Here is a 24,383-nt window from a genome sequence, read left to right as displayed (position 1 = left end):
GAATTACGTGTTCACTCTTGAGACTTGGTATTCATTTTTCGTCTTGCGACGTTAAGAATCCGTATCTTCGAGTGCCCACACAGATTGTCTGATAAATTGTTAAAGAGCAGTGCCGCTTCGCTTTTTCTCAGCGGCGCGGGGTGTGCATAATACGCTTTCCCGCTACAGAGTCAAGCATTTATTTTTGCTTTCTCTGCCGGAATTCTCAGGAGAACCCCGCTAACCCGGCGGCGTGTTTGCCGTTGTTCCGTGTCAGTGGTGGCGCATTATAGGGAGTTATTCCGGCCTGACAAGAGGAAATTTAAAATAATTTTCTGACCGCGCATTTTTTCAGCAAAAGCCCCGTTAATGTGCCATAAAACAAGCAATTTGCCGTTTTTGCAACCGTAATCACACTTCCTGGTGGCATACTAAGGAGGAATAAAAAGAAAAAGGAAGATTAGTAATGCCTTTAAGCGCACAACAGTTAGCTGCACAGAAAAACCTTTCGTATGTTCTGGCTGAGAAGCTGGCGCAACGCATCTTAAAAGGTGAATATGAACCCGGCACCATTTTGCCTGGTGAGATTGAGCTGGGCGAGCAATTTGGAGTGAGTCGTACAGCGGTACGCGAAGCGGTCAAAACGTTAACGGCAAAAGGGATGGTTTTACCGCGACCGCGAATTGGTACCCGGGTCATGCCACAATCAAACTGGAATTTTCTTGATCAGGAATTGCTTACCTGGTGGATGACAGAAGAGAACTTTCATCAGGTCATCGATCACTTTCTGGTTATGCGTATCTGTCTGGAGCCGCAAGCTTGCCTACTGGCAGCAATGGTTGGCACCGCGGAACAGAAGGCGCATCTCAATACGTTAATGGCCGAAATGGTGGCATTAAAAGAGAACTTTCGCCGTGAACGCTGGATTGAGGTCGATATGGCCTGGCATGAGCATATCTATGAAATGAGCGCCAATCCGTTTTTGACCTCATTCGCCTCGCTCTTCCATTCGGTTTATCACACTTACTTCACGTCAATTACCAGCGACACAGTGATAAAGCTGGATCTGCACCAGGCGATTGTTGACGCGATTATCCAAAGCGATGGCGACGCGGCATTTAAAGCTTGTCAGGCGCTGCTACGCTCACCTGATAAGTGACACCCCGATAACAGGACATTGAATGAGCGATAAAAAGAAGCGCAGTATGGCGGGTTTGCCGTGGATCGCGGCGATGGCCTTCTTCATGCAGGCACTTGATGCCACTATTCTGAATACCGCCTTACCCGCAATCGCTCATAGCCTTAATCGTTCTCCTCTCGCGATGCAATCAGCCATCATCAGTTATACGCTGACGGTGGCGATGCTTATTCCGGTAAGCGGATGGCTAGCCGATCGCTTCGGTACGCGTCGCATATTTACTCTTGCCGTGAGTCTGTTCACGTTGGGTTCTCTGGCCTGCGCACTTTCTAACTCGCTACCACAGCTGGTTGTCTTCCGGGTTATTCAGGGGATAGGCGGCGCAATGATGATGCCTGTTGCTCGGCTGGCCTTACTGCGCGCTTATCCTCGTAATGAGCTTCTTCCTGTATTGAATTTTGTCGCCATGCCGGGTCTGGTGGGGCCAATTTTAGGCCCCGTTCTTGGCGGCGTGCTGGTCACCTGGGCAACCTGGCACTGGATATTTTTAATCAATATCCCCATAGGTATTGCGGGCCTTCTTTACGCGCGCAAACATATGCCCAATTTCACCACCGCACGACGCAGATTCGATATCACTGGCTTTTTGCTGTTTGGCCTTAGCCTTGTTCTCTTCTCAAGCGGAATAGAGCTATTCGGGGAAAAGATTGTCGCCAGTTGGATTGCCTTGACGGTAATTGTCACCAGCATCGGGTTACTGCTTCTCTATATTCTCCATGCACGACGCACGCCAAACCCATTAATTTCATTAGATTTATTTAAAACCCGCACTTTCTCGATCGGTATCGTAGGCAATATTGCAACCCGTCTGGGGACCGGTTGTGTACCGTTCCTTATGCCATTGATGTTACAGGTAGGATTTGGTTATCAGGCTTTTATTGCCGGCTGTATGATGGCACCGACAGCGTTAGGTTCCATTATTGCAAAATCGATGGTTACCCAAGTCTTACGTCGTCTGGGCTATCGCCATACGTTAGTTGGGATCACGGTGATTATTGGGCTAATGATCGCTCAGTTCTATTTGCAATCACCGGCAATGGCGATATGGATGCTGATCTTGCCGTTGTTTATATTAGGGATGGCTATGTCGACGCAATTTACCGCGATGAATACCATCACACTTGCCGATCTGACCGATGACAACGCCAGCAGCGGTAACAGTGTTCTGGCGGTCACGCAGCAACTGTCTATCAGTTTAGGCGTTGCTGTAAGTGCGGCCGTCCTTCGCGTTTATGAAGGGATGGAAGGCACAACGACAGTCGAACAATTCCACTATACGTTTATCACGATGGGCATTATTACTGTTGCTTCAGCAGCAATGTTCATGCTTCTGAAAACAACTGATGGTAATAATTTGATCAAAAGACAGCGTAAATCTAAGCCGAACCGCGTTCCATCAGAATCGGAGTAAGTTGTAATCGTTGTTGCTGAAGGGTCGGCTGGGTTATCCGATGGATGAGTACATCAATCGCCAGTTCCCCCAGTTCATCTTTCGGTTGGTGGATAGTGGTTAATGGTGGCGTCATAAAGCTTGCCAGTTCGATATCGTCATAGCCAATCACCGCGATATCCTGCGGAACCTGTAACTCTGCCTGATACAGCGCCTGGTAAACGCCAACAGCCATAGCGTCATTTCCGGTAAAGACGGCCTGAGGACGCAGCGGATGTGATAACAGTTGGCGCATGGCGTCAAACCCGCCGTTAAATTCAAAATCACCAGTGACTTCATAGCCATCAGGAATGTTGAGACCCGCACGTTTCATCGCCGCCCGATAACCTTCCAACCGCAGGCGCGCCGGAGTTTTATCCAGCGGACCGGTAATACAGGCGATACGGGTATGACCTTTATCGATCAGATATTGCGTTGCTAAGTCTCCGCCCAGCAACGAGTTATCCTGAATAAGATCGCTGTCGCCATCGAACGGAGCCCAGTCCATCATCACAGTAGGCACTGTCGGATAACGTTGCATGATTTCACGCGAAGGTTGATGCGTTTCGGTGCACAGTAACAGCAAGCCATCAACGCGTTTTTGCATCAGCGTTTCCAGATTGCGATTCATCCGCTGTTCATCGCCTTCGGTATTGCAAAGGACGAGACTATAACCGCGTTCGAAGCAGCTGCGTTCAACGCCACGCACCAGTTCTGAATAGAAAGGATTGGTACTGGCAGTGATCAACATGCCAATGGTATGTGTTTGATTGAGTTTGAGGCTACGCGCCAGGGCTGATGGCGCGTAATTGAGTTCTTTAATCGCCGCTTCAACTTTGGCGGTAATCGCTTCACTGACGAAGCGATCTTTATTGATAACGTGAGAAACTGTTGAGGTAGAAACGCCCGCCAGGCGGGCAACATCTTTCATTGTAGCCAAGCGTCACCTCTGCCTGTCTAAAAATGCGTCGATCTCTTCACGCCACGGTACGGAAGGTTGTGCGCCTTTACGTGTTACGGCAATCGCAGCGGCAGCATGGGCAAACCGAATCGCCTCTGGCAATGGTTTTTCTTCCAGCAACGCCGTGATTAACGCGCCGTTAAAGGTATCTCCGGCAGCAATGGTATCGACAGCCTGCACCCGGAATCCAGGAACGCGCTGACCTTCACCATTCACGCTAGCCCATACACCACGACTTCCTAAAGTAATCAGTACAGTACGGATACCTTTTTCATGCAGTACCTGCGCCGCCTTCGCTGCATCTTCATCATTTTCAACACGAATACCGGTGAGCTTTTCTGCTTCCGTTTCGTTTGGCGTAATAATGTCCACCAGCGCCAGCAGTTCGTCAGGAAGTTCGCGAGCCGGAGCCGGGTTAAGCGCAACGATAGTCTTATTTTGATGGGCGATTTTCGCCGCTGCCATCACACTTTCGAGTGGTGATTCCAGCTGCATTAATAATGCTGACGCGTTGGCAATACGCTCACGTTGCGCTTCCACCAGCGCCGGGGAAAGGGCAGCATTAGCGCCGGCATGAATACCAATGACATTCTCACCTTCGCCATTAACAAAAATCAGCGCCACACCTGTTGATTCGCCTTTGATCACGCTGACCGGAGAAATATCGATGTTATCAGTGGCGAGCTGCTGGCGAACGCTCTCGCCAATGCTGTCATCGCCAGTACAGGCAATAAACGCGATATTCGCACCGCTACGCCCAGCAGCCACAGCCTGATTCGCGCCTTTGCCGCCAAATGCAACCTGATAGTGGTTACCGGTTACGGTTTCGCCTGGGGTAGGAAAAGATTGAAGATTAAGAATGTGGTCAGCATTAATGCTGCCAAGAACAACGAGGCTGCCTGCGTTTTGCATATTCGGGATGTCCATAAAATGCGCCACCGTGTTAGGGTGGCGCGTGCCCTGCTTTTCTTTATATTACACGTTCATCTGTCGATGCCGTATTTATGTCACCATCAGGTCATACAACCTGATTAAAACTACTGCTTAACAACCAGTTTCAGATCAACCGGATACTTAGCCTGAACTTTCTCGCCTTTCAGTACTTTATCTGCGGTTTCGACGCCTTTCGCGCCAATCTGATCGGGTAGCTGAGCGATAGTCGCTGCTAGTTTGCCATCATTCACCGCTTTTTCGCCATCCGGTGTACCATCAAATCCGACGACCATCACATCCGATTTACCGGCAGTTTGCAGTGCGCGCAGCGCGCCCAGCGCCATTTCATCATTCTGCGCGAATACAGCCTGAACATCCGGATGTGCGGTCAACAGGTTCTGCATTACGTTCAAACCTTTGGTGCGATCAAAATCTGCTGGCTGGCTGGCAAGAACATTAAACTTGTGAGCAGCAACAGCCTGCTGGAAGCCTTCGCCACGTTCACGGGCTGCGGATGTACCAGCAATGCCTTGCAGCTCGATAACTTTGGCACCTTCGCCCGCTTTCTTCGCGATGTAATCACCGGCGATTTTGCCGCCAAGTACGTTATCAGAAGCAATGTGGCTCACCACTTCACCTTTCGTTGCCTGGCGGTCAAGAGTGATAACCGGGATGTTCGCCTGGTTAGCCATCTTCACAGCATTACCCACTGCGTCGGAGTCGGTCGGGTTAATCAGCAGAATTTTGGTGCCGCGAACGGTTAAGTCCTGTACGTTCGCCAGCTCTTTCGCCGGGTTGTTCTGGGAGTCCAGCACCACCAGGTTATAACCAAGTTTATCCGCCTCTTTCTGCGCGCCATCTTTCAGCGATACAAAGAACGGGTTGTTAAGCGTGGAGACCACCAGCGCGATGGTGTCTTTTGCCATCGCATTCGCACTGACGGTGGCGCTTAGCGCAACAGCGGAAACCAGGGTAGCCAGTTTTTTCATGTTCATATTCAAGATGTCCTGTAGTCGTTATTACTGCTTTTTGTTGTCTACCAGCACCGCCAGCAAAATCACCACCGCTTTGACGATCATCTGGTAATAGGAGGAAACACCTAACAAATTCAATCCATTATTAAGGAAGCCAAGAATTAATGCACCGATCAACGTTCCAACAATGCGACCTTTTCCGCCCGCCAGACTCGTACCGCCCAGAACCACCGCAGCAATAGCATCCAGCTCATAGCCAGTCCCCGCCGTGGGTTGTGCGGAGGAGAGACGCGCCACTTCAATGATCCCGGCCAGCGATGCCAGCAGACCACAAAGAGAATAGACGATGATTTTGATTTTATTGACGTTGATACCAGAAAGACGCGTTGCCGCTTCGTTGCCGCCCAGCGCGTAGATGTAACGCCCCAAACGCGTGTGATGCAGCATGTACCAGGCCGCGAGGAAGACAATACCCATGATCCAGACTGGCGTCGGTACGCCCAGCGGACGACCAATACCAAACCAGCCAAACAGATCGGCGTTCTCAGTAAAGCCGGTATTCACTGGGCTACCGTTGGTATAAACCATGGTCACGCCGCGCAGTAAAAGCATCATAACCAGCGTAGCGATAAACGCCTGGACGCGACCTTTCGCTACAATCACCCCGGTTACCGCACCAATTGCGGCACCTAACGCGAGAGCAGCAGCAACAGCCACCAGCGCATTGACTTCAATGCCAACGATAGATGCAGCAACTGCGCCGGTCAGCGCCAACAGAGAACCTACCGACAAGTCGATGCCCGACGTCAGGATCACCAGCGTCATCCCGACTGCCATAATGGCGTTCACCGAGGTTTGCTGGAGAATATTGAATAAGTTATTGATGGTGAAAAAGTTCGGACTTAACGTCGAGACAATCGCGATCAGCACCAGCAGAGCGATAAGCGATTTCTGCTCCATCAGCCACGCTTTCGTGAAATAACGGCGACCAGAGACAGTCTGGGTTGTCATTTTTTTACTCCTGATTCACGCGATTAAGCTTGCCCACAGCGGCAGCCATTAACACTTCCTGGGTGGCCTGCTCACGAGTAAATTCCCCGCTGAGATGCCCTTCATGCATGACGATGATGCGATCGCTCATGCCTAATACTTCTGGCATCTCCGATGACACCAGAATGATGCTCAAGCCATCGGCTTTGAACTGGTTAATCAGTTGATAGATCTCTTTTTTCGCGCCGACATCTACGCCACGGGTAGGCTCATCGAGGATCAACACTTTGGGGCGTGTCATCAGACCACGGGCAATCGCCACTTTTTGCTGATTGCCACCGGAAAGCAGACCAATTGCCTGTTCCATCGACGGCGTTTTCACATTAAACAGACGAATGAAATCACTTACTGCCTGCTGTTCATCGGCATGCTTCAAACTGCCGCCAGCGCGGCTGAAGTAGCGCAGCGCGGTCAGCGACATATTCTCTTTTACTGACATGCCCAGCACTAAACCGTCACGTTTACGGTCTTCGGAGATATACACAATGCCGTTTGCCAGGCCATCCTGTGGTGAACGGGTAACGACTTCATGCCCATCCAGGGTGACGTAACCGCTGGTGCGCGGCAGTGCGCCGTAGAGCACTTTCATCAGTTCAGTACGACCTGCGCCCATCAAACCAGAGACGCCAAGGATTTCGCCTTTGCGTAAAGTAAAAGAGACATCGTTAACGCCAGGTCCGCAGAGATTATCGACTTTCAGGCGAATATCTCCCGGCGCTTTGTCCAGGTGTGGATATTGATCTTCCAGCTTGCGGCCCACCATCATCTCAATCAGCGAATCTTCGGTCAGTGATGCTACTTCACGCTCAGCAATAAATTGCCCGTCACGAAAAACGGTAACGTCATCGCAAATCTCGAAGATTTCTTTCATGCGGTGGGAAATATAGACAATACCGCGGCCTTGCGATTTCAGCTCGCGGATGACGCGGAACAAGGATTCGGTTTCGGTATCGGTCAGCGCATCGGTCGGTTCATCCATAATGATGACTTTCGACTCAAAGCTCAGCACTTTGGCTATTTCAACCATTTGCTGGTCACCGATGGAAAGATCGCCCACCAGCTTGTCGCTTTTAAAGCGCAGGTTAAGTTTAGCCAGCAATTTATCCGCTTCGGCATACATGGTTTTCCAGTCAATTTTGCCAAAGCGATTAACAAACTCACGACCGAGGAAAATGTTTTCGGCAATGGTCAACTGCGGGATCAGGTTCAGTTCCTGATGGATAATCCCAATCCCGGCTTCCTGGGAAGATTTCGGCCCGGTAAACGTCGTTTCTTTCCCCAGCCATAAAAGCGTACCGGCATCGCGAGTATAGATACCCGTAAGCACTTTCATCATGGTGGATTTACCCGCACCGTTTTCGCCCACCAGCGCCATCACACGGCCCGGATAGACATTTAACGCTGCGCCCGAGAGGGCTTTTACGCCCGGGAAGGCTTTATCGATGCCTTTAAGCTGAAGTAATGCTTCCATGACGGCCTCAGAACGTCACGCCAGCACAGAGAATGATATTCGCATACGGAGAACATTCTCCGCTGCGAATTACCGCCTGACTTTCTGCGGTTTGTTGTTTGAATTGTTCATGCGTGGTGTAACGAATTTCAATGGTATTTCCCTGGTGTTGTTGCAGCTGCTCAAGGTGAGTGAGCAACGTTTCGTGGAGATGCGGATTATGTTGTTTGATCTCTTCCGCGATAATGGCCGCCTCGACCTGCATTTCATTTGTGACGACGCCCAGCACCTGCATAAAAGAAGGTACACCCTGGGTTAATGCCATATCGATACGCGTTGTACTTTTGGGGATGGGTAAACCAGCATCACACACCACCAGCGTATCGGTATGTCCCAGACGGGAGATCACCGATGAAATATCAGAATTAAGAACGGTGCCTTTTTTCATTTTTTTCTCCATCAGCGAAACGTTTCGCTGACCCGCAGTTTAATCCTGACTGAGTTGGGAAAACCATCGTGACGTTACGGAAATGTGATCAACCTCGAAACGTTTTACATGGTGATTAACCATGAAAACAAAAACGCCCCCTTATGGAGAAAGGAGGCGTCTGGCGTTAGATTTCGACCTGAGTACCCAGTTCGATAACCCTGTTTGGTGGGATTTCAAATTGATCCGGCGCACGCAGCGCATTACGTTGCAGCAGCAAGTACAGCTTGCCGCGCAGACGCAAATACCACGGGCGTTTGCCGAGGATCAACGACTCATGCGACATAAAGAAGGAGGTTTCCATCATCCGGCAACTTAATCCTTCCAGACCGCAGCGGTGGAAAACTTCTTCCACGTTTGGCGTTTCTCGCCAACCATAACTTGCCACCACGCGCCAGAAAGTGGGCGACAGTTGTTCAATCTGTACCCGACGGACGTTATGGACATATGGCGCGTCTTCGGTGCGCAGAGTTAACAGAATCACCCGCTCATGCAATACCTTGTTATGTTTCAGGTTATGCATCAGCGCAAAGGGAATGACGTTGATTGCACGCGACATATACACCGCGGTCCCAGGCACGCGAACGGGCGGTGATTTCTCCAGCGAAGCAATCATCGCTTCCAGAGAGTTACCATGTTCATGCATCCGCCGCAGCAAGCGGAAACGCTCGCTCTTCCAGGTGGTCATCACGATAAACATCACCGTACCGAGGCTCAATGGCAACCAGCCGCCGGAGAGCAGTTTATCGAGGTTAGCGGTGAACAAGGGAATATCGACACAAAGGAAAGCAATCAGGATCAGCACAACAAAATACTTATTCCAGTGCCAGTTCTGACGTGCCACGGTAGTCGAGAGAATAGACGTCAGCACCATGGTTCCGGTCACCGCAATCCCGTACGCCGCCGCCAGGTTGCTGGAGTGCTCAAAGCTGACAATCACAATCACGACCGCGACATAGAGCATCCAGTTCACAAAGGGAATATAGATTTGCCCTGACTCCATTTCGGAAGTGTGAATAATGCGCATCGGCGACAAATATCCCAGACGTACCGCCTGACGCGTCAATGAGAAGACGCCAGAGATAACCGCCTGCGAGGCAATTACCGTCGCCAGTGCGGCGATGATCAGCAGCGGGATCAGCGCCCAGTCCGGTGCCAACAGGAAGAACGGGTTCTTAATCGCTTCCGGATTCTTTAACAACAGCGCTCCCTGGCCGAAGTAATTAAGGGTTAAGGAAGGCAATACGACGGTGAACCACGCCAGACGAATAGGGAACTTACCAAAGTGCCCCATATCAGCATACAGCGCCTCGACCCCCGTAATCGACAGCACCACTGCCCCTAATGCAATAAAAGAAACCGTTTTGTATTCAAGGAAGAAATGCACCGCCCACATCGGATTCAGTGCATGCAGCACTTCCGGGTTAGCAATAATGCTACGTAACCCCAGCCCTGCCAGAATCAAAAACCAGGTCAGCATGATCGGCGCAAACAGCTTACCGACCATAGCCGTGCCATGTTTTTGAATCATGAATAATAATGTGAGAACGATAATTGAGAGGGGAACTATCCAGGTATCCAGCTGCGGGGCGACGATTTCCAGACCTTCAATGGCGGACATCACCGAAATAGCGGGTGTTATGACGACTTCACCATAGAAAAAGCTGCCGCCGATTAGCCCCATAATCACCAGCATTGATGTGGTTCGCGCCGACGTATTACGCCCGGCAAGCGACATCAACGTCAGGATCCCCCCTTCACCGGCGTTATCTGCCCGCATCACGAAGGTGAGATATTTAATGGAAACCACAAAGATTAGCAGCCAGAAGATCAGCGATAAAAAGCCAAACACGGCATCGCGTTCAACGCCAAAACCAAACTGGCCGGACAAACATTCACGAAGTGTATATAACGGGCTGGTACCAATATCGCCGTAGACAACTCCAATCGCCGCGAGGGTAATCGCGGGCAATGATTGCTTATTATCAGTGCTCATAGACTAGTCTTTCGTTGAAATATGAAATGTGTGCTTAGTCCCTTGGCCCACAAAAAAGCGCACAGTATGCACGATTAACGGCAAAATCGTACTCCTAAATGCGGCCACATTAACCTGGCTCAAAGAAAAATACCCCCCCTTTGAGACTATTTTAGCCACCAGCAAGAAACGTCTATACTCGCAATTTACGCAGAACTTTTGACGAAAGGACGCCACTTCATTATGGCTCACCCTCATTTATTAGCGGAAAGAATTTCCCGCCTGAGCAGTTCGTTGGAAAAGGGGCTTTATGAACGTAGCCACGCCATCCGCTTGTGTTTATTAGCGGCATTAAGTGGTGAAAGTGTGTTCCTCCTTGGCCCGCCAGGTATTGCCAAAAGTTTGATCGCCCGGCGCTTAAAATTCGCCTTTCAGAATGCCCGCGCGTTTGAATATCTGATGACTCGCTTCTCCACGCCGGAAGAGGTTTTTGGTCCCCTTTCTATTCAGGCGCTAAAAGATGAAGGGCGCTATGAACGTTTAACCAGCGGTTACCTGCCGGAAGCAGAAATCGTCTTTCTGGATGAGATCTGGAAAGCGGGTCCGGCAATTCTTAATACCCTGCTCACCGCCATTAACGAGCGCCAGTTCCGCAACGGTGCACACGTAGAAAAAATCCCGATGCGCCTGCTGGTGGCGGCCTCCAACGAGCTGCCGGAAGCAGACAGCAGTCTGGAAGCGTTATATGACCGCATGCTGATTCGTCTGTGGTTAGATAAAGTGCAGGATAAAGCGAATTTCCGCTCCATGCTGACCAGTCAACAGGATGAAAACGACAATCCGGTTCCTGCCTCCTTGCAGGTCACAGATGAAGAATATGAACGCTGGCAGAAAGAGATTGGTGAAATTACGCTGCCCGATCATGTATTTGAGCTGATTTTTATGCTGCGCCAGCAACTGGATAAATTACCGGATGCGCCTTATGTCTCGGATCGTCGCTGGAAAAAAGCGATCCGCTTATTGCAGGCCAGCGCCTTTTTTAGCGGTCGCAGTGCCGTTGCCCCGGTAGATCTCATTTTGCTGAAAGATTGCCTGTGGTATGACGCGCAAAGCCTGAATTTGATACAACAACAAATTGATGTATTGATGACCGGTCATGCCTGGCAACAGCAAGGGATGTTGACCCGCCTGGGCGCGATTGTGCAACGTCACCTGCAACTCCAGCAGCAACAAAGCGATAAAACAGCCTTAACGGTAATTCGTCTGGGCGGCATTTTCAGCCGTCGTCAGCAGTATCAACTTCCTGTTAACGTTACTGCTTCCACTCTGACTCTGCTGCTGCAAAAACCGTTAAAACTGCATGATATGGAAGTGGTTCATATCTCCTTTGAGCGTAACGCGCTGGAACAGTGGCTGAGTAAAGGTGGTGAAATTCGCGGCAAACTGAACGGTATTGGCTTTGCCCAGAAACTGAATCTGGAAGTTGATAGTGCCCAACATCTTGTTGTACGCGATATAAGTTTACAAGGCAGTACGCTGGCACTTCCCGGTTCATCGGCTGAAGGTCTACCAGGTGAAATAAAACAACAACTGGAAGAGCTTGAAAGCGACTGGCGCAAGCAACACGCTTTATTCAGCGAACAGCAAAAATGTCTGTTTATCCCTGGCGACTGGTTAGGTCGCATTGAAGCCAGCCTACAGGATGTCGGTGCACAGATTCGCCAGGCACAACAATGCTAACGCTGGATACGCTTAATGTGATGCTGGCCGTCAGCGAAGAGGGATTGATCGAAGAGATGATCATCGCGCTGCTGGCCTCACCGCAGCTGGCGGTCTTCTTTGAAAAATTCCCACGACTGAAGGCGGCAATCACTGATGATGTTCCCCGCTGGCGTGAGGCGCTGCGCAGTCGGCTGAAAGATGCCCGAGTCCCGCCGGAACTCACCGAAGAGGTGATGTGCTATCAGCAAAGCCAGCTCCTCTCCACGCCGCAGTTTATTGTGCAGCTACCACAGATCCTGGACTTACTGCATCGTCTGAATTCTCCATGGGCAGAACAAGCCCGACAGTTGGTTGATGCTAACAGTACGATCACTTCAGCGTTACACACGCTTTTTCTCCAGCGCTGGCGTTTAAGTCTGATCGTGCAAGCAACGACGCTAAATCAGCAGCTATTAGAAGAAGAACGCGAACAACTGTTGAGTGAAGTTCAGGAACGCATGACGCTGAGCGGGCAACTTGAACCGATTCTCGCAGATAACAATACCGCAGCTGGTCGTCTGTGGGATATGAGCGCCGGTCAGCTTAAACGCGGCGACTATCAGTTGATTGTGAAATACGGTGAATTTCTTAACGAACAGCCGGAACTGAAACGCCTGGCAGAACAGTTGGGGCGTTCACGGGAAGCCAAATCAATACCGCGCAACGATGCGCAGATGGAAACCTTCCGCACCATGGTGCGCGAACCGGCGACGGTTCCTGAGCAGGTTGATGGTCTGCAACAAAGCGATGATATTTTACGTCTCCTGCCGCCAGAACTGGCGACACTGGGGATAACGGAACTGGAGTATGAGTTTTACCGTCGGCTGGTGGAAAAACAGTTGCTCACCTATCGCCTGCACGGTGAGTCGTGGCGTGAAAAAGTGATCGAACGCCCGGTGGTACATAAAGATTACGACGAACAGCCGCGCGGACCGTTTATTGTCTGTGTGGATACTTCCGGCTCAATGGGCGGCTTTAATGAACAGTGTGCGAAAGCGTTCTGCCTGGCCTTGATGCGCATTGCTCTCGCTGAAAACCGGCGCTGCTATATTATGTTATTTTCCACCGAGATCGTCCGTTATGAGCTTTCAGGCCCACAAGGCATCGAACAAGCAATCCGTTTTTTAAGCCAGCAGTTTCGTGGCGGCACCGATCTTGCCAGTTGTTTTCGCGCCATTATGGAACGCTTGCAAAGCAGGGAATGGTTTGATGCCGATGCGGTGGTGATTTCTGATTTTATCGCCCAGCGGTTGCCTGACGACGTGACGAGTAAAGTGAAAGAGCTACAGCGCGTACATCAGCATCGCTTTCATGCCGTGGCGATGTCTGCACATGGCAAACCCGGCATCATGCGCATTTTCGATCATATCTGGCGCTTTGATACCGGGATGCGAAGCCGCCTGCTCAGACGCTGGCGGCGATAAATTATTACAGCAGAGAAGGGACGCTCTCGCGAACAGCTGCCGGCCATACACCACACTGAACCTGGCCGATATGTGGCAGTTGCAGCAGCAGCATGGTCAAACGAGACTGCCCGATACCGCCGCCGATGGTCTGCGGCATTTCACCGCGCAGCAGCGCCTGATGCCACTCCAGCTCCAGGCGATCTTCATCACCGGTCAGCGCCAGCTGATGTTTCAACGTATCGGCATCCACGCGGATCCCCATGGAAGAAAGCTCAAACGCATCTTCCAGTACCGGGTTCCATACCAGAATATCGCCGTTCAGACCCGCATGGCCCAGCTCTGACGGGGTGCTCCAGTCATCATAATCCGGTGCGCGCACGTCGTGACGATGACCATCACTCAACTTGCCGCCAATCCCGACGAGGAATACCGCGCCAAGATCTTTCGCAATCGCCCGCTCACGCCCTTTGGCATCGAGATCCGGATAACGAGACAGTAACTCCTGGCTGTGTACGAAGTGGATCTGATCCGGCAGGAACGGTGCCAGGCCAAACTCTTCGCTAACCGCAGCTTCGGTTGCTTTAATTCCCGCCCAGATCGCCTCTACCGTGCTTTTCAGAGTCGAGAATTGACGCTCACCGTCGCCCATTACGCGTTCCCAGTCCCACTGGTCAACATAGACCGAGTGCAACGGAGAAAGACGGTCTTCATCGGGGCGAAGGGCTTTCATGTGCGTGTACAGCCCTTCGCCCGCGCTGAAGTCGTGTTGCCCTAATGTCTGACGTTTCCACTTCGCCAGTGAATGAACCACTTCGAACTGGGCATCAGGCAGAGCTTTCACTTTTACCTGCACCGCTTTTTCACAGCCCGACAAGTTATCCTGCGTGCCATCCCCCACACGGCTAAGAATCGGCGCCTGGACTTCGATCAGCCCCAGACGTTCTTCCAGTTGACGGGAAAAGTGAGATTTCACGAAGCTAATTTGACGTTGTTTGGCAATGTAAGCGGTTTTCATTTTTTATACTCCTGCGTCCTGTTGCTTATGATTAAGCAACAAAAACCGACACGCATGCAATAATCATTCAATAAAAAGCCTAACTCACTTTTGATTCATTAAAAAAGAAGGCTAAAATAGAATGAATCATCAATCCGCATAAGAAAATCCTATGGAAAATTATCTAATCGACAATCTGGACCGTGGCATCCTGGAAGCATTAATGGGCAATGCGCGCACCGCTTACGCCGAACTGGCGAAACAATTTGGCGTCAGTCCGGGGACGATTCACGTTCGAGTAGAGAAAATGAAGCAGGCGGGGATCATTACCGGGGCGCGTATTGATGTCAGCCCGAAGCAGCTCGGTTATGACGTAGGCTGCTTTATCGGCATTATATTAAAGAGCGCCAAAGACTATCCTTCCGCGCTGGCGAAACTGGAAAGCCTTGATGAAGTCACTGAAGCCTATTACACCACCGGCCACTACAGCATCTTTATAAAAGTGATGTGCCGTTCGATCGACGCTCTCCAGCATGTACTTATCAACAAGATCCAAACAATTGATGAAATTCAGTCCACCGAGACATTGATCGTCCTGCAAAACCCGATCATGCGTACCATCAAGCCCTGATCGGCTTTTTTAATCCCATACTTTTCCACAGGTAGATCCCAACGCGTTCACAGCGTACAATATGCCACTCTTAATAAAGGTGGCGGTTTATGGCAGATATCACTCTTATCAGCGGCAGCACCCTCGGCGGTGCCGAATATGTAGCAGAACACCTGGCTGAAAAGCTGGAAGAGGCGGGTTTTACCACCGAAACGCTGCACGGTCCGCTGTTGGAAGATTTATCTGCCTCTGGGATCTGGCTGGTTATCAGCTCAACCCACGGTGCCGGAGATATTCCGGACAACCTTTCTCCTTTCTATGAAGCATTGCAGGAACAGAAGCCCGATCTTTCTGCGGTCCGCTTTGGCGCAATCGGTATTGGTAGTCGTGAATATGACACCTTTTGTGGGGCTATCGATAAACTCGAGGCAGAACTCAAAAATTCCGGTGCAAAACAGACAGGCGAAACACTGAAGATCAACATTCTTGATCACGACATTCCGGAAGATCCGGCAGAAGAATGGCTGGGATCGTGGATTAATTTACTCAAATAAGTATACAGATCGTGCGATCTACTGTGGATAACTCTGTCAGGAAGCTTGGATCAACCGGTAGTTATCCAAAGAACAACCGTTGTTCAGTTTTTGAGTTGTGTATAACCCCTCATTCTGATCCCAGCTTATACGGTCCAGGATCACCGATCATTCACAGTTAATGATCCTTTCCAGGTTGTTGATCTTAAAAGCCGGATCCTTGTTATCCACAGGGCAGTGCGATCCTAATAAGAGATCACAATAGAACAGATCTCTAAATAAATAGATCTTCTTTTTAATACCCAGGATCCCAGGTCTTTCTCAAGCCGACAAAGTTGAGTAGAATCCACGGCCCGGGCTTCAATCCATTTTCATACCGCGTTATGCGAGGCAATCACCATGTTTTATCCGGATCCTTTTGACGTCATCATCATTGGCGGGGGTCATGCAGGCACCGAGGCCGCGATGGCCGCGGCGCGTATGGGTCAACAGACTCTGCTTTTGACACACAATATCGACACTCTGGGGCAGATGAGCTGCAACCCGGCGATCGGCGGTATTGGGAAGGGACATCTGGTAAAAGAAGTGGATGCACTCGGCGGTCTGATGGCGAAAGCGATCGATCAGGCGGGTATCCAGTTTAGGATACTAAACGCAAGCAAGGGACCGGCGGTTCGCGCTACCCGAGCTCAGGCGGATCGTGTGCTCTACCGTCAGGCGGTACGTACGGCGCTGGAGAACCAACCGAACCTGATGATCTTCCAGCAGGCGGTTGAAGATCTTATTGTCGAAAACGATCGCGTGGTCGGTGCTGTTACCCAAATGGGACTGAAGTTCCGTGCCAAAGCCGTCGTGCTCACCGTTGGGACGTTCCTGGACGGTAAAATTCATATCGGTCTGGATAACTACAGCGGTGGCCGTGCTGGTGATCCGCCGTCCATTCCGCTTTCTCGCCGTTTGCGTGAACTGCCGCTGCGCGTTGGTCGTCTGAAAACCGGGACTCCGCCGCGTATTGATGCTCGAACCATAGACTTTAGCGTGCTGGCGCAACAGCATGGCGATAACCCAATGCCGGTATTCTCGTTTATGGGTAATGCGTCCCAGCATCCACAGCAGGTGCCGTGTTATATCACTCATACCAACGAGAAAACCCATGATGTGATCCGCAGTAACCTCGATCGTAGCCCAATGTACGCAGGGGTGATCGAAGGTGTCGGCCCACGCTACTGCCCGTCGATCGAAGACAAAGTCATGCGCTTCGCCGACAGAAATCAGCATCAGATCTTCCTTGAACCGGAAGGGCTGACCTCAAACGAAATTTATCCGAACGGTATCTCCACCAGCCTGCCGTTCGATGTGCAGATGCAAATCGTCCGCTCCATGCAGGGGATGGAAAACGCGAAGATCGTGCGTCCAGGTTATGCCATTGAGTATGACTTCTTCGATCCACGCGACCTGAAACCGACGCTGGAGAGCAAGTTTATCCAGGGGCTGTTCTTTGCTGGTCAGATTAACGGCACTACCGGTTACGAAGAAGCCGCTGCGCAAGGTTTGCTGGCTGGTCTTAACGCTGCCCGTCTGTCTGCAGACAAAGAAGGTTGGGCTCCAGCGCGTTCTCAGGCGTATCTCGGCGTACTGGTTGATGACCTGTGCACTTTAGGAACCAAAGAACCGTATCGTATGTTTACCTCGCGCGCAGAATATCGTCTGATGCTGCGCGAAGATAATGCAGATCTGCGTTTGACTGAAATCGGTCGTGAACTGGGCCTGGTGGATGACGAACGTTGGGCGCGCTTTAACGAGAAACTTGAGAATATCGAGCGTGAGCGTCAGCGTCTGAAATCGACCTGGGTAACCCCGTCGGCGGAAGCTGCAGCCGAAGTGAATGCTCACCTGACTGCGCCGCTTTCCCGTGAAGCCAGTGGTGAAGATCTGCTACGTCGTCCTGAAATGACTTATGAAAAATTAACCACGCTGACACCGTTTGCCCCTGCGTTGACAGATGAACAGGCTGCGGAACAGGTTGAGATTCAGGTTAAATACGAAGGTTATATCGCGCGCCAGCAAGATGAGATCGAAAAGCAGCTGCGTAACGAGAATACCCTGCTACCAGCGACGCTGGATTACCGCCAGGTATCCGGTCTTTCTAACGAAGTGATCGCCAAACTTAACGATCACAAACCGGCCTCTATTGGCCAGGCTTCGCGTATTTCTGGCGTCACGCCTGCGGCTATCTCCATTCTGCTGGTGTGGCTGAAAAAACAGGGTATGCTGCGTCGTAGCGCATAACGCATTAAAAATGCCTGGTAAGCACCCGCTTACCGGGCAACGCATCAAGAACAGGTAATCACCGTGCTCAACAAACTCACCTCTCTGCTGAAAGACGCAGGTATTTCGCTTACCGATCACCAGAAAAACCAGCTTATTGCCTATGTGAATATGCTGCATAAATGGAATAAAGCGTACAACCTGACTTCGGTCCGCGATCCTAATGAGATGCTGGTACGCCATATTCTCGATAGCATTGTGGTGGCACCGTATCTGCAAGGTGAACGGTTTATCGATGTCGGCACCGGTCCAGGACTGCCTGGCATTCCACTCTCTATCGTGCGTCCTGAAGCCCATTTCACTCTGTTGGATAGCCTTGGTAAACGCGTGCGTTTCCTTCGTCAGGTGCAACATGAGCTTAAACTGGAGAATATTGAGCCAGTACAGAGCAGGGTAGAAGAGTTTCCTTCAGAGCCGCCATTTGATGGCGTAATTAGCCGCGCTTTTGCCTCTCTGAACGATATGGTGAGCTGGTGTCACCATCTTCCTGGTGAGCAAGGCCGTTTCTACGCGCTGAAAGGCCAAATGCCGGAAGATGAAATCGCTTTGTTGCCCGAAGAATATCAGGTCGAATCAGTGGTTAAACTTCACGTTCCGGCCCTGGATGGCGAACGTCATCTGGTGGTGATTAAAGCAAATAAAATTTAATTTTTATCAAAAAAATCATAAAAAATTGACCGGTTAGACTGTTAACAACAACCAGGTTTTCTACTGATATAACTGGTTACATTTAACGCCACGTTCACTCTTTTGCATCAACAAGATAACGTGGCTTTTTTTGGTAAGCAGAAAATAAGTCATAAGTGAAAATATCAGTCTGCTAAAAATCGGCGCTAAGAATCATCATTGGCTGTTAAAACATTATTAAAAATGTCAATGGGTGGTTTTTGTTGTGTAAATGTCATTTATTAAAACAGTATCTGTTTTTAGACTGAAATATCATAAACTTGCAAAGGCATCATTTGCCAAGTAAATAAATATGCTGTGCGCGAACATGCTCAATATGTGATCTGAAGCACGCTTTATCACCAGTGTTTACGCGTTATTTACAGTTTTTCATGATCGAACATGGTTTGCAGAAAAGTCGCAATTGTATGCACTGGAAAAATATTTAAACATTTATTCACCTTTTGGCTACTTATTGTTTGAAATCACGGGGGCGCACCGTATAATTTGACCGCTTTTTGATGCTTGACTCTAAGCCTTAAAGAAAGTTTTATACGACACGCGGCATACCTCGAAGGGAGCAGGAGTGAAAAACGTGATGTCTGTGTCGCTCGTGAGTCGAAACGTTGCTCGGAAGCTTCTGCTCGTTCAGTTACTGGTGGTGATAGCAAGTGGATTGCTGTTCAGCCTCAAAGACCCCTTCTGGGGCGTCTCTGCAATAAGCGGGGGCCTGGCAGTCTTTCTGCCTAACGTTTTGTTTATGATATTTGCCTGGCGTCACCAGGCGCATACACCAGCGAAAGGCCGGGTGGCCTGGACATTCGCATTTGGCGAAGCTTTCAAAGTTCTGGCGATGTTGGTGTTACTGGTGGTGGCGTTGGCGGTTTTAAAGGCGGTATTCTTGCCGCTGATCGTTACGTGGGTTTTGGTGCTGGTGGTTCAGATACTGGCACCGGCTGTAATTAACAACAAAGGGTAAAAGGCATCATGGCTTCAGAAAATATGACGCCGCAGGATTACATAGGACACCACCTGAATAACCTTCAGCTGGACCTGCGTACATTCTCGCTGGTGGATCCACATAACCCCCCAGCCACCTTCTGGACAATCAATATTGACTCCATGTTCTTCTCGGTGGTGCTGGGTCTGTTGTTCCTGGTTTTATTCCGTAGTGTAGCCAAAAAGGCAACCAGCGGCGTGCCAGGTAAGTTTCAGACCGCGATTGAGCTGGTGATCGGCTTTGTTAATGGTAGCGTGAAAGACATGTACCATGGCAAAAGCAAGCTGATTGCTCCGCTGGCCCTGACGATCTTCGTCTGGGTATTCCTGATGAACCTGATGGATTTACTGCCTATCGACCTGCTGCCGTACATTGCTGAACATGTACTGGGTCTGCCTGCACTGCGTGTGGTTCCGTCTGCTGACGTGAACGTAACGCTGTCTATGGCACTGGGCGTATTTATCCTGATTCTGTTCTACAGCATCAAAATGAAAGGCATCGGCGGCTTCACGAAAGAGTTGACGCTGCAGCCGTTCAATCACTGGGCGTTCATTCCTGTCAACTTAATCCTTGAAGGGGTAAGCCTGCTGTCCAAACCAGTTTCACTCGGTTTGCGACTGTTCGGTAACATGTATGCCGGTGAGCTGATTTTCATTCTGATTGCTGGTCTGTTGCCGTGGTGGTCACAGTGGATCCTGAATGTGCCGTGGGCCATTTTCCACATCCTGATCATTACGCTGCAAGCCTTCATCTTCATGGTTCTGACGATCGTCTATCTGTCGATGGCGTCTGAAGAACATTAATTTACCAACACTACTACGTTTTAACTGAAACAAACTGGAGACTGTCATGGAAAACCTGAATATGGATCTGCTGTACATGGCTGCCGCTGTGATGATGGGTCTGGCGGCAATCGGTGCTGCGATCGGTATCGGCATCCTCGGGGGTAAATTCCTGGAAGGCGCAGCGCGTCAACCTGATCTGATTCCTCTGCTGCGTACTCAGTTCTTTATCGTTATGGGTCTGGTGGATGCTATCCCGATGATCGCTGTAGGTCTGGGTCTGTACGTGATGTTCGCTGTCGCGTAGTAAGCGTTGCTTTTATTTAAAGAGCAATATCAGAACGTTAACTAAATAGAGGCATTGTGCTGTGAATCTTAACGCAACAATCCTCGGCCAGGCCATCGCGTTTGTCCTGTTCGTTCTGTTCTGCATGAAGTACGTATGGCCGCCATTAATGGCAGCCATCGAAAAACGTCAAAAAGAAATTGCTGACGGCCTTGCTTCCGCAGAACGAGCACATAAGGACCTTGACCTTGCAAAGGCCAGCGCGACCGACCAGCTGAAAAAAGCGAAAGCGGAAGCCCAGGTAATCATCGAGCAGGCTAACAAACGCCGCTCGCAGATTCTGGACGAAGCGAAAGCTGAGGCAGAACAGGAACGTACTAAAATCGTGGCCCAGGCGCAGGCGGAAATTGAAGCCGAGCGTAAACGTGCCCGTGAAGAGCTGCGTAAGCAAGTTGCTATCCTGGCTGTTGCTGGCGCCGAGAAGATCATCGAACGTTCCGTGGATGAAGCTGCTAACAGCGACATCGTGGATAAACTTGTCGCTGAACTGTAAGGAGGGAGGGGCTGATGTCTGAATTTATTACGGTAGCTCGCCCCTACGCCAAAGCAGCTTTTGACTTTGCCGTCGAACACCAAAGTGTAGAACGCTGGCAGGACATGCTGGCGTTTGCCGCCGAGGTAACCAAAAACGAACAAATGGCAGAGCTTCTCTCTGGCGCGCTTGCGCCAGAAACGCTCGCCGAGTCGTTTATCGCAGTTTGTGGTGAGCAACTGGACGAAAACGGTCAGAACCTGATTCGGGTTATGGCTGAAAATGGTCGTCTTAACGCGCTCCCGGATGTTCTGGAGCAGTTTATTCACCTGCGTGCCGTGAGTGAGGCTACCGCTGAGGTAGACGTCATTTCCGCTGCCGCACTGAGTGAACAACAGCTCGCGAAAATTTCTGCTGCGATGGAAAAACGTCTGTCACGCAAAGTTAAGCTGAATTGCAAAATCGATAAGTCTGTAATGGCAGGCGTTATCATCCGAGCGGGTGATATGGTCATTGATGGCAGCGTACGCGGTCGTCTTGAGCGCCTTGCAGACGTCTTGCAGTCTTAAGGGGACTGGAGCATGCAACTGAATTCCACCGAAATCAGCGAACTGATCAAGCAGCGCATTGCTCAGTTCAATGTTGTGAGTGAAGCTCACAACGAAGGTACTATTGTTTCTGTAAGTGACGGTGTTATCCGCATTCACGGCCTGGCCGATTGTATGCAGGGTGAAATGATCTCCCTGCCGGGTAACCGTTACGCTATCGCACTGAACCTCGAGCGCGACTCTGTAGGTGCGGTTGTTATGGGTCCGTACGCTGACCTTGCCGAAGGCATGAAAGTTAAGTGTACTGGCCGTATCCTGGAAGTTCCGGTTGGCCGTGGCCTGCTGGGCCGTGTGGTTAACACTCTGGGTGCACCAATCGACGGTAAAGGTCCGCTGGATCACGACGGCTTCTCTGCTGTAGAAGCAATCGCTCCGGGCGTTATCGAACGTCAGTCCGTAGATCAGCCGGTACAGACCGGTTATAAAGCCGTTGACTCCATGATCCCAATCGGTCGTGGTCAGCGTGAATTGATCATCGGTGACCGTCAGACCGGTAAAACCGCACTGGCTATCGATGCCATCATCAACCAGCGCGATTCCGGTATCAAATGTATCTATGTCGCTATCGGCCAAAAAGCGTCCACCATTTCTAACGTGGTACGTAAACTGGAAGAGCACGGCGCACTGGCTAACACCATCGTTGTGGTAGCAACCGCGTCTGAATCCGCTGCACTGCAATACCTGGCACCGTACGCTGGTTGTGCAATGGGCGAATACTTCCGTGACCGCGGTGAAGATGCGCTGATCATTTACGATGACCTGTCTAAACAGGCTGTTGCTTACCGTCAGATCTCCCTGCTGCTCCGTCGTCCGCCAGGACGTGAAGCATTCCCGGGCGACGTATTCTACCTCCACTCTCGTCTGCTGGAGCGTGCTGCGCGTGTTAACGCCGAATACGTTGAAGCCTTCACCAAAGGTGAAGTGAAAGGGAAAACCGGTTCTCTGACTGCGCTGCCGATTATCGAAACTCAGGCGGGTGACGTTTCTGCGTTCGTTCCAACCAACGTAATCTCCATTACCGATGGTCAGATCTTCCTGGAAACCAACCTGTTCAACGCCGGTATTCGTCCTGCGGTTAACCCGGGTATTTCCGTATCCCGTGTTGGTGGTGCAGCACAGACCAAGATCATGAAAAAACTGTCCGGTGGTATCCGTACCGCTCTGGCACAGTATCGTGAACTGGCAGCGTTCTCTCAGTTTGCATCCGACCTTGACGATGCAACACGTAAGCAGCTTGACCACGGTCAGAAAGTGACCGAACTGCTGAAGCAGAAACAGTATGCGCCGATGTCTGTTGCGCAACAGTCTCTGGTTCTGTTCGCAGCAGAACGTGGTTACCTGGCGGATGTAGAACTGTCGAAAATCGGCAGCTTCGAAGCCGCTCTGCTGGCTTACGTCGACCGTGATCACGCTCCGTTGATGCAAGAGATCAACCAGACCGGTGGCTACAACGACGAAATCGAAGGCAAGCTGAAAGGCATCCTCGATTCCTTCAAAGCAACCCAATCCTGGTAACGTCTGGCGGCTTGCCTTAGGGCAGGCCGCAAGGCATTGAGGAGAAGCTCATGGCCGGCGCAAAAGAGATACGTAGTAAGATCGCAAGCGTCCAGAACACGCAAAAGATCACTAAAGCGATGGAGATGGTCGCCGCTTCCAAAATGCGTAAATCGCAGGATCGCATGGCGGCCAGCCGTCCTTATGCAGAAACCATGCGCAAAGTGATTGGTCACCTTGCACACGGTAATCTGGAATATAAGCACCCTTACCTGGAAGACCGCGACGTTAAACGCGTGGGCTACCTGGTGGTGTCGACCGACCGTGGTTTGTGCGGTGGTTTGAACATTAACCTGTTCAAAAAACTGCTGGCGGAAATGAAGACCTGGACCGACAAAGGCGTTCAATGCGACCTCGCAATGATCGGCTCGAAAGGCGTGTCGTTCTTCAACTCCGTGGGCGGCAATGTTGTTGCCCAGGTCACCGGCATGGGGGATAACCCTTCCCTGTCCGAACTGATCGGTCCGGTAAAAGTGATGTTGCAGGCCTACGACGAAGGCCGTCTGGACAAGCTTTACATTGTCAGCAACAAATTTATTAACACCATGTCTCAGGTTCCGACCATCAGCCAGCTGCTGCCGTTACCGGCATCAGATGATGATGATCTGAAACATAAATCCTGGGATTACCTGTACGAACCCGATCCGAAGGCGTTGCTGGATACCCTGCTGCGTCGTTATGTCGAATCTCAGGTTTATCAGGGCGTGGTTGAAAACCTGGCCAGCGAGCAGGCCGCCCGTATGGTGGCGATGAAAGCCGCGACCGACAATGGCGGCAGCCTGATTAAAGAGCTGCAGTTGGTATACAACAAAGCTCGTCAGGCCAGCATTACTCAGGAACTCACCGAGATCGTCTCGGGGGCCGCCGCGGTTTAAACAGGTTATTTC

The 24,383-nt window shown here is 50.8% G+C and carries 23 protein-coding genes; 15 read left to right on the top strand and 8 right to left on the bottom strand.

Annotated features, from left to right (window positions below):
- The first annotated feature begins 445 nt into the window (after positions 1-445).
- A complete protein-coding gene (locus tag ACJHWT_RS11955) occupies positions 446-1,138 on the top strand; it encodes a FadR/GntR family transcriptional regulator (RefSeq protein WP_001131162.1) in 693 nt (230 codons plus the stop codon).
- A 22-nt stretch (positions 1,139-1,160) separates the two neighbouring features.
- Positions 1,161-2,588 carry a multidrug transporter subunit MdtD gene (gene mdtD, locus ACJHWT_RS11950; RefSeq protein ID WP_001280857.1) on the top strand — a complete coding sequence of 476 codons (1,428 nt, stop codon included), beginning with the start codon at positions 1,161-1,163 and terminating at the stop codon, positions 2,586-2,588.
- Here the strand turns inward: mdtD and rbsR are convergent.
- The 7 genes from rbsR to kup all read right to left on the bottom strand — a co-directional run bounded on the left by rbsR (position 2,554) and on the right by kup (position 10,457).
- On the bottom strand, positions 2,554-3,546 hold the full coding sequence (rbsR, locus tag ACJHWT_RS11945) for a ribose operon transcriptional repressor RbsR (protein ID WP_000224470.1): 993 nt from the start codon (positions 3,544-3,546) through the stop codon (positions 2,554-2,556). The genes mdtD and rbsR overlap by 35 nt on opposite strands.
- A 3-nt stretch (positions 3,547-3,549) precedes the next feature.
- Entirely contained in the window at positions 3,550-4,479 is a 930-nt protein-coding gene (gene rbsK / locus ACJHWT_RS11940) for a ribokinase (protein WP_001361088.1), read from the bottom strand.
- A gap of 125 nt (positions 4,480-4,604) precedes the next feature.
- Complete coding sequence (gene rbsB, locus ACJHWT_RS11935; protein WP_001056273.1) at positions 4,605-5,495, bottom strand: ribose ABC transporter substrate-binding protein RbsB; 891 nt, start codon at positions 5,493-5,495, stop codon at positions 4,605-4,607.
- 24 nt (positions 5,496-5,519) lie between these two features.
- Positions 5,520-6,485 carry a ribose ABC transporter permease gene (rbsC, locus tag ACJHWT_RS11930; RefSeq protein WP_000211858.1) on the bottom strand — a complete coding sequence of 322 codons (966 nt, stop codon included), beginning with the start codon at positions 6,483-6,485 and terminating at the stop codon, positions 5,520-5,522.
- Positions 6,486-6,489: 4 nt separating this feature from the next.
- Positions 6,490-7,995 carry a ribose ABC transporter ATP-binding protein RbsA gene (gene rbsA / locus ACJHWT_RS11925; protein ID WP_000387770.1) on the bottom strand — a complete coding sequence of 502 codons (1,506 nt, stop codon included), beginning with the start codon at positions 7,993-7,995 and terminating at the stop codon, positions 6,490-6,492.
- Positions 7,996-8,002: 7 nt separating this feature from the next.
- Complete coding sequence (rbsD, locus tag ACJHWT_RS11920) at positions 8,003-8,422, bottom strand: D-ribose pyranase (RefSeq protein WP_001318146.1); 420 nt, start codon at positions 8,420-8,422, stop codon at positions 8,003-8,005.
- Between the two features lie 166 nt (positions 8,423-8,588).
- Positions 8,589-10,457 (bottom strand): low affinity potassium transporter Kup, encoded by a 1,869-nt coding sequence (gene kup, locus ACJHWT_RS11915; protein WP_000102323.1) that lies wholly within the window; start codon positions 10,455-10,457, stop codon positions 8,589-8,591.
- A gap of 222 nt (positions 10,458-10,679) precedes the next feature.
- Here kup and ravA point away from each other — a divergent pair, with 222 nt between their 5' ends.
- Complete coding sequence (gene ravA, locus ACJHWT_RS11910; protein ID WP_001318145.1) at positions 10,680-12,176, top strand: ATPase RavA; 1,497 nt, start codon at positions 10,680-10,682, stop codon at positions 12,174-12,176.
- Entirely contained in the window at positions 12,170-13,621 is a 1,452-nt protein-coding gene (viaA, locus tag ACJHWT_RS11905) for an ATPase RavA stimulator ViaA (RefSeq protein ID WP_000956642.1), read from the top strand. Before ravA ends, viaA begins: the two co-directional genes overlap by 7 nt.
- A 4-nt stretch (positions 13,622-13,625) precedes the next feature.
- Here viaA and asnA read toward each other — a convergent pair whose 3' ends face one another.
- Positions 13,626-14,618 (bottom strand): aspartate--ammonia ligase, encoded by a 993-nt coding sequence (gene asnA, locus ACJHWT_RS11900; RefSeq protein WP_000845104.1) that lies wholly within the window; start codon positions 14,616-14,618, stop codon positions 13,626-13,628.
- A gap of 151 nt (positions 14,619-14,769) precedes the next feature.
- Between asnA and asnC the strand changes: the two genes are divergently transcribed.
- The 11 genes from asnC (at position 14,770) to atpG (ending at position 24,371) form a co-directional block, all read left to right on the top strand.
- Complete coding sequence (gene asnC, locus ACJHWT_RS11895) at positions 14,770-15,228, top strand: transcriptional regulator AsnC (protein ID WP_000432970.1); 459 nt, start codon at positions 14,770-14,772, stop codon at positions 15,226-15,228.
- Between the two features lie 89 nt (positions 15,229-15,317).
- A complete protein-coding gene (gene mioC / locus ACJHWT_RS11890) occupies positions 15,318-15,761 on the top strand; it encodes an FMN-binding protein MioC (RefSeq protein WP_000763742.1) in 444 nt (147 codons plus the stop codon).
- Between the two features lie 378 nt (positions 15,762-16,139).
- A complete protein-coding gene (gene mnmG / locus ACJHWT_RS11885; protein ID WP_000499788.1) occupies positions 16,140-18,029 on the top strand; it encodes a tRNA uridine-5-carboxymethylaminomethyl(34) synthesis enzyme MnmG in 1,890 nt (629 codons plus the stop codon).
- A gap of 63 nt (positions 18,030-18,092) precedes the next feature.
- Positions 18,093-18,716, top strand: coding sequence for a 16S rRNA (guanine(527)-N(7))-methyltransferase RsmG (gene rsmG, locus ACJHWT_RS11880; RefSeq protein WP_000932863.1), 624 nt, complete (start codon positions 18,093-18,095; stop codon positions 18,714-18,716).
- 616 nt (positions 18,717-19,332) lie between these two features.
- Entirely contained in the window at positions 19,333-19,713 is a 381-nt protein-coding gene (atpI, locus tag ACJHWT_RS11875; RefSeq protein ID WP_000116695.1) for a F0F1 ATP synthase subunit I, read from the top strand.
- 8 nt (positions 19,714-19,721) lie between these two features.
- Positions 19,722-20,537, top strand: coding sequence for a F0F1 ATP synthase subunit A (gene atpB, locus ACJHWT_RS11870; protein ID WP_000135618.1), 816 nt, complete (start codon positions 19,722-19,724; stop codon positions 20,535-20,537).
- A 46-nt stretch (positions 20,538-20,583) separates the two neighbouring features.
- Complete coding sequence (atpE, locus tag ACJHWT_RS11865; protein WP_000429386.1) at positions 20,584-20,823, top strand: F0F1 ATP synthase subunit C; 240 nt, start codon at positions 20,584-20,586, stop codon at positions 20,821-20,823.
- Between the two features lie 61 nt (positions 20,824-20,884).
- Positions 20,885-21,355 carry a F0F1 ATP synthase subunit B gene (gene atpF, locus ACJHWT_RS11860; protein WP_001052219.1) on the top strand — a complete coding sequence of 157 codons (471 nt, stop codon included), beginning with the start codon at positions 20,885-20,887 and terminating at the stop codon, positions 21,353-21,355.
- A gap of 14 nt (positions 21,356-21,369) precedes the next feature.
- Entirely contained in the window at positions 21,370-21,903 is a 534-nt protein-coding gene (atpH, locus tag ACJHWT_RS11855) for a F0F1 ATP synthase subunit delta (protein ID WP_001288587.1), read from the top strand.
- A 12-nt stretch (positions 21,904-21,915) separates the two neighbouring features.
- Complete coding sequence (gene atpA / locus ACJHWT_RS11850) at positions 21,916-23,457, top strand: F0F1 ATP synthase subunit alpha (RefSeq protein WP_001176745.1); 1,542 nt, start codon at positions 21,916-21,918, stop codon at positions 23,455-23,457.
- Positions 23,458-23,507: 50 nt separating this feature from the next.
- Positions 23,508-24,371, top strand: coding sequence for a F0F1 ATP synthase subunit gamma (gene atpG / locus ACJHWT_RS11845; RefSeq protein ID WP_000896498.1), 864 nt, complete (start codon positions 23,508-23,510; stop codon positions 24,369-24,371).
- Positions 24,372-24,383: the final 12 nt, after the last annotated feature.

Origin of the sequence: Escherichia sp. WS338 (assembly GCF_046486405.1) — a bacterium.
GTDB lineage: Bacteria > Pseudomonadota > Gammaproteobacteria > Enterobacterales > Enterobacteriaceae > Escherichia > Escherichia coli.
This window is presented reverse-complemented; position numbering and strand designations above follow the sequence as displayed.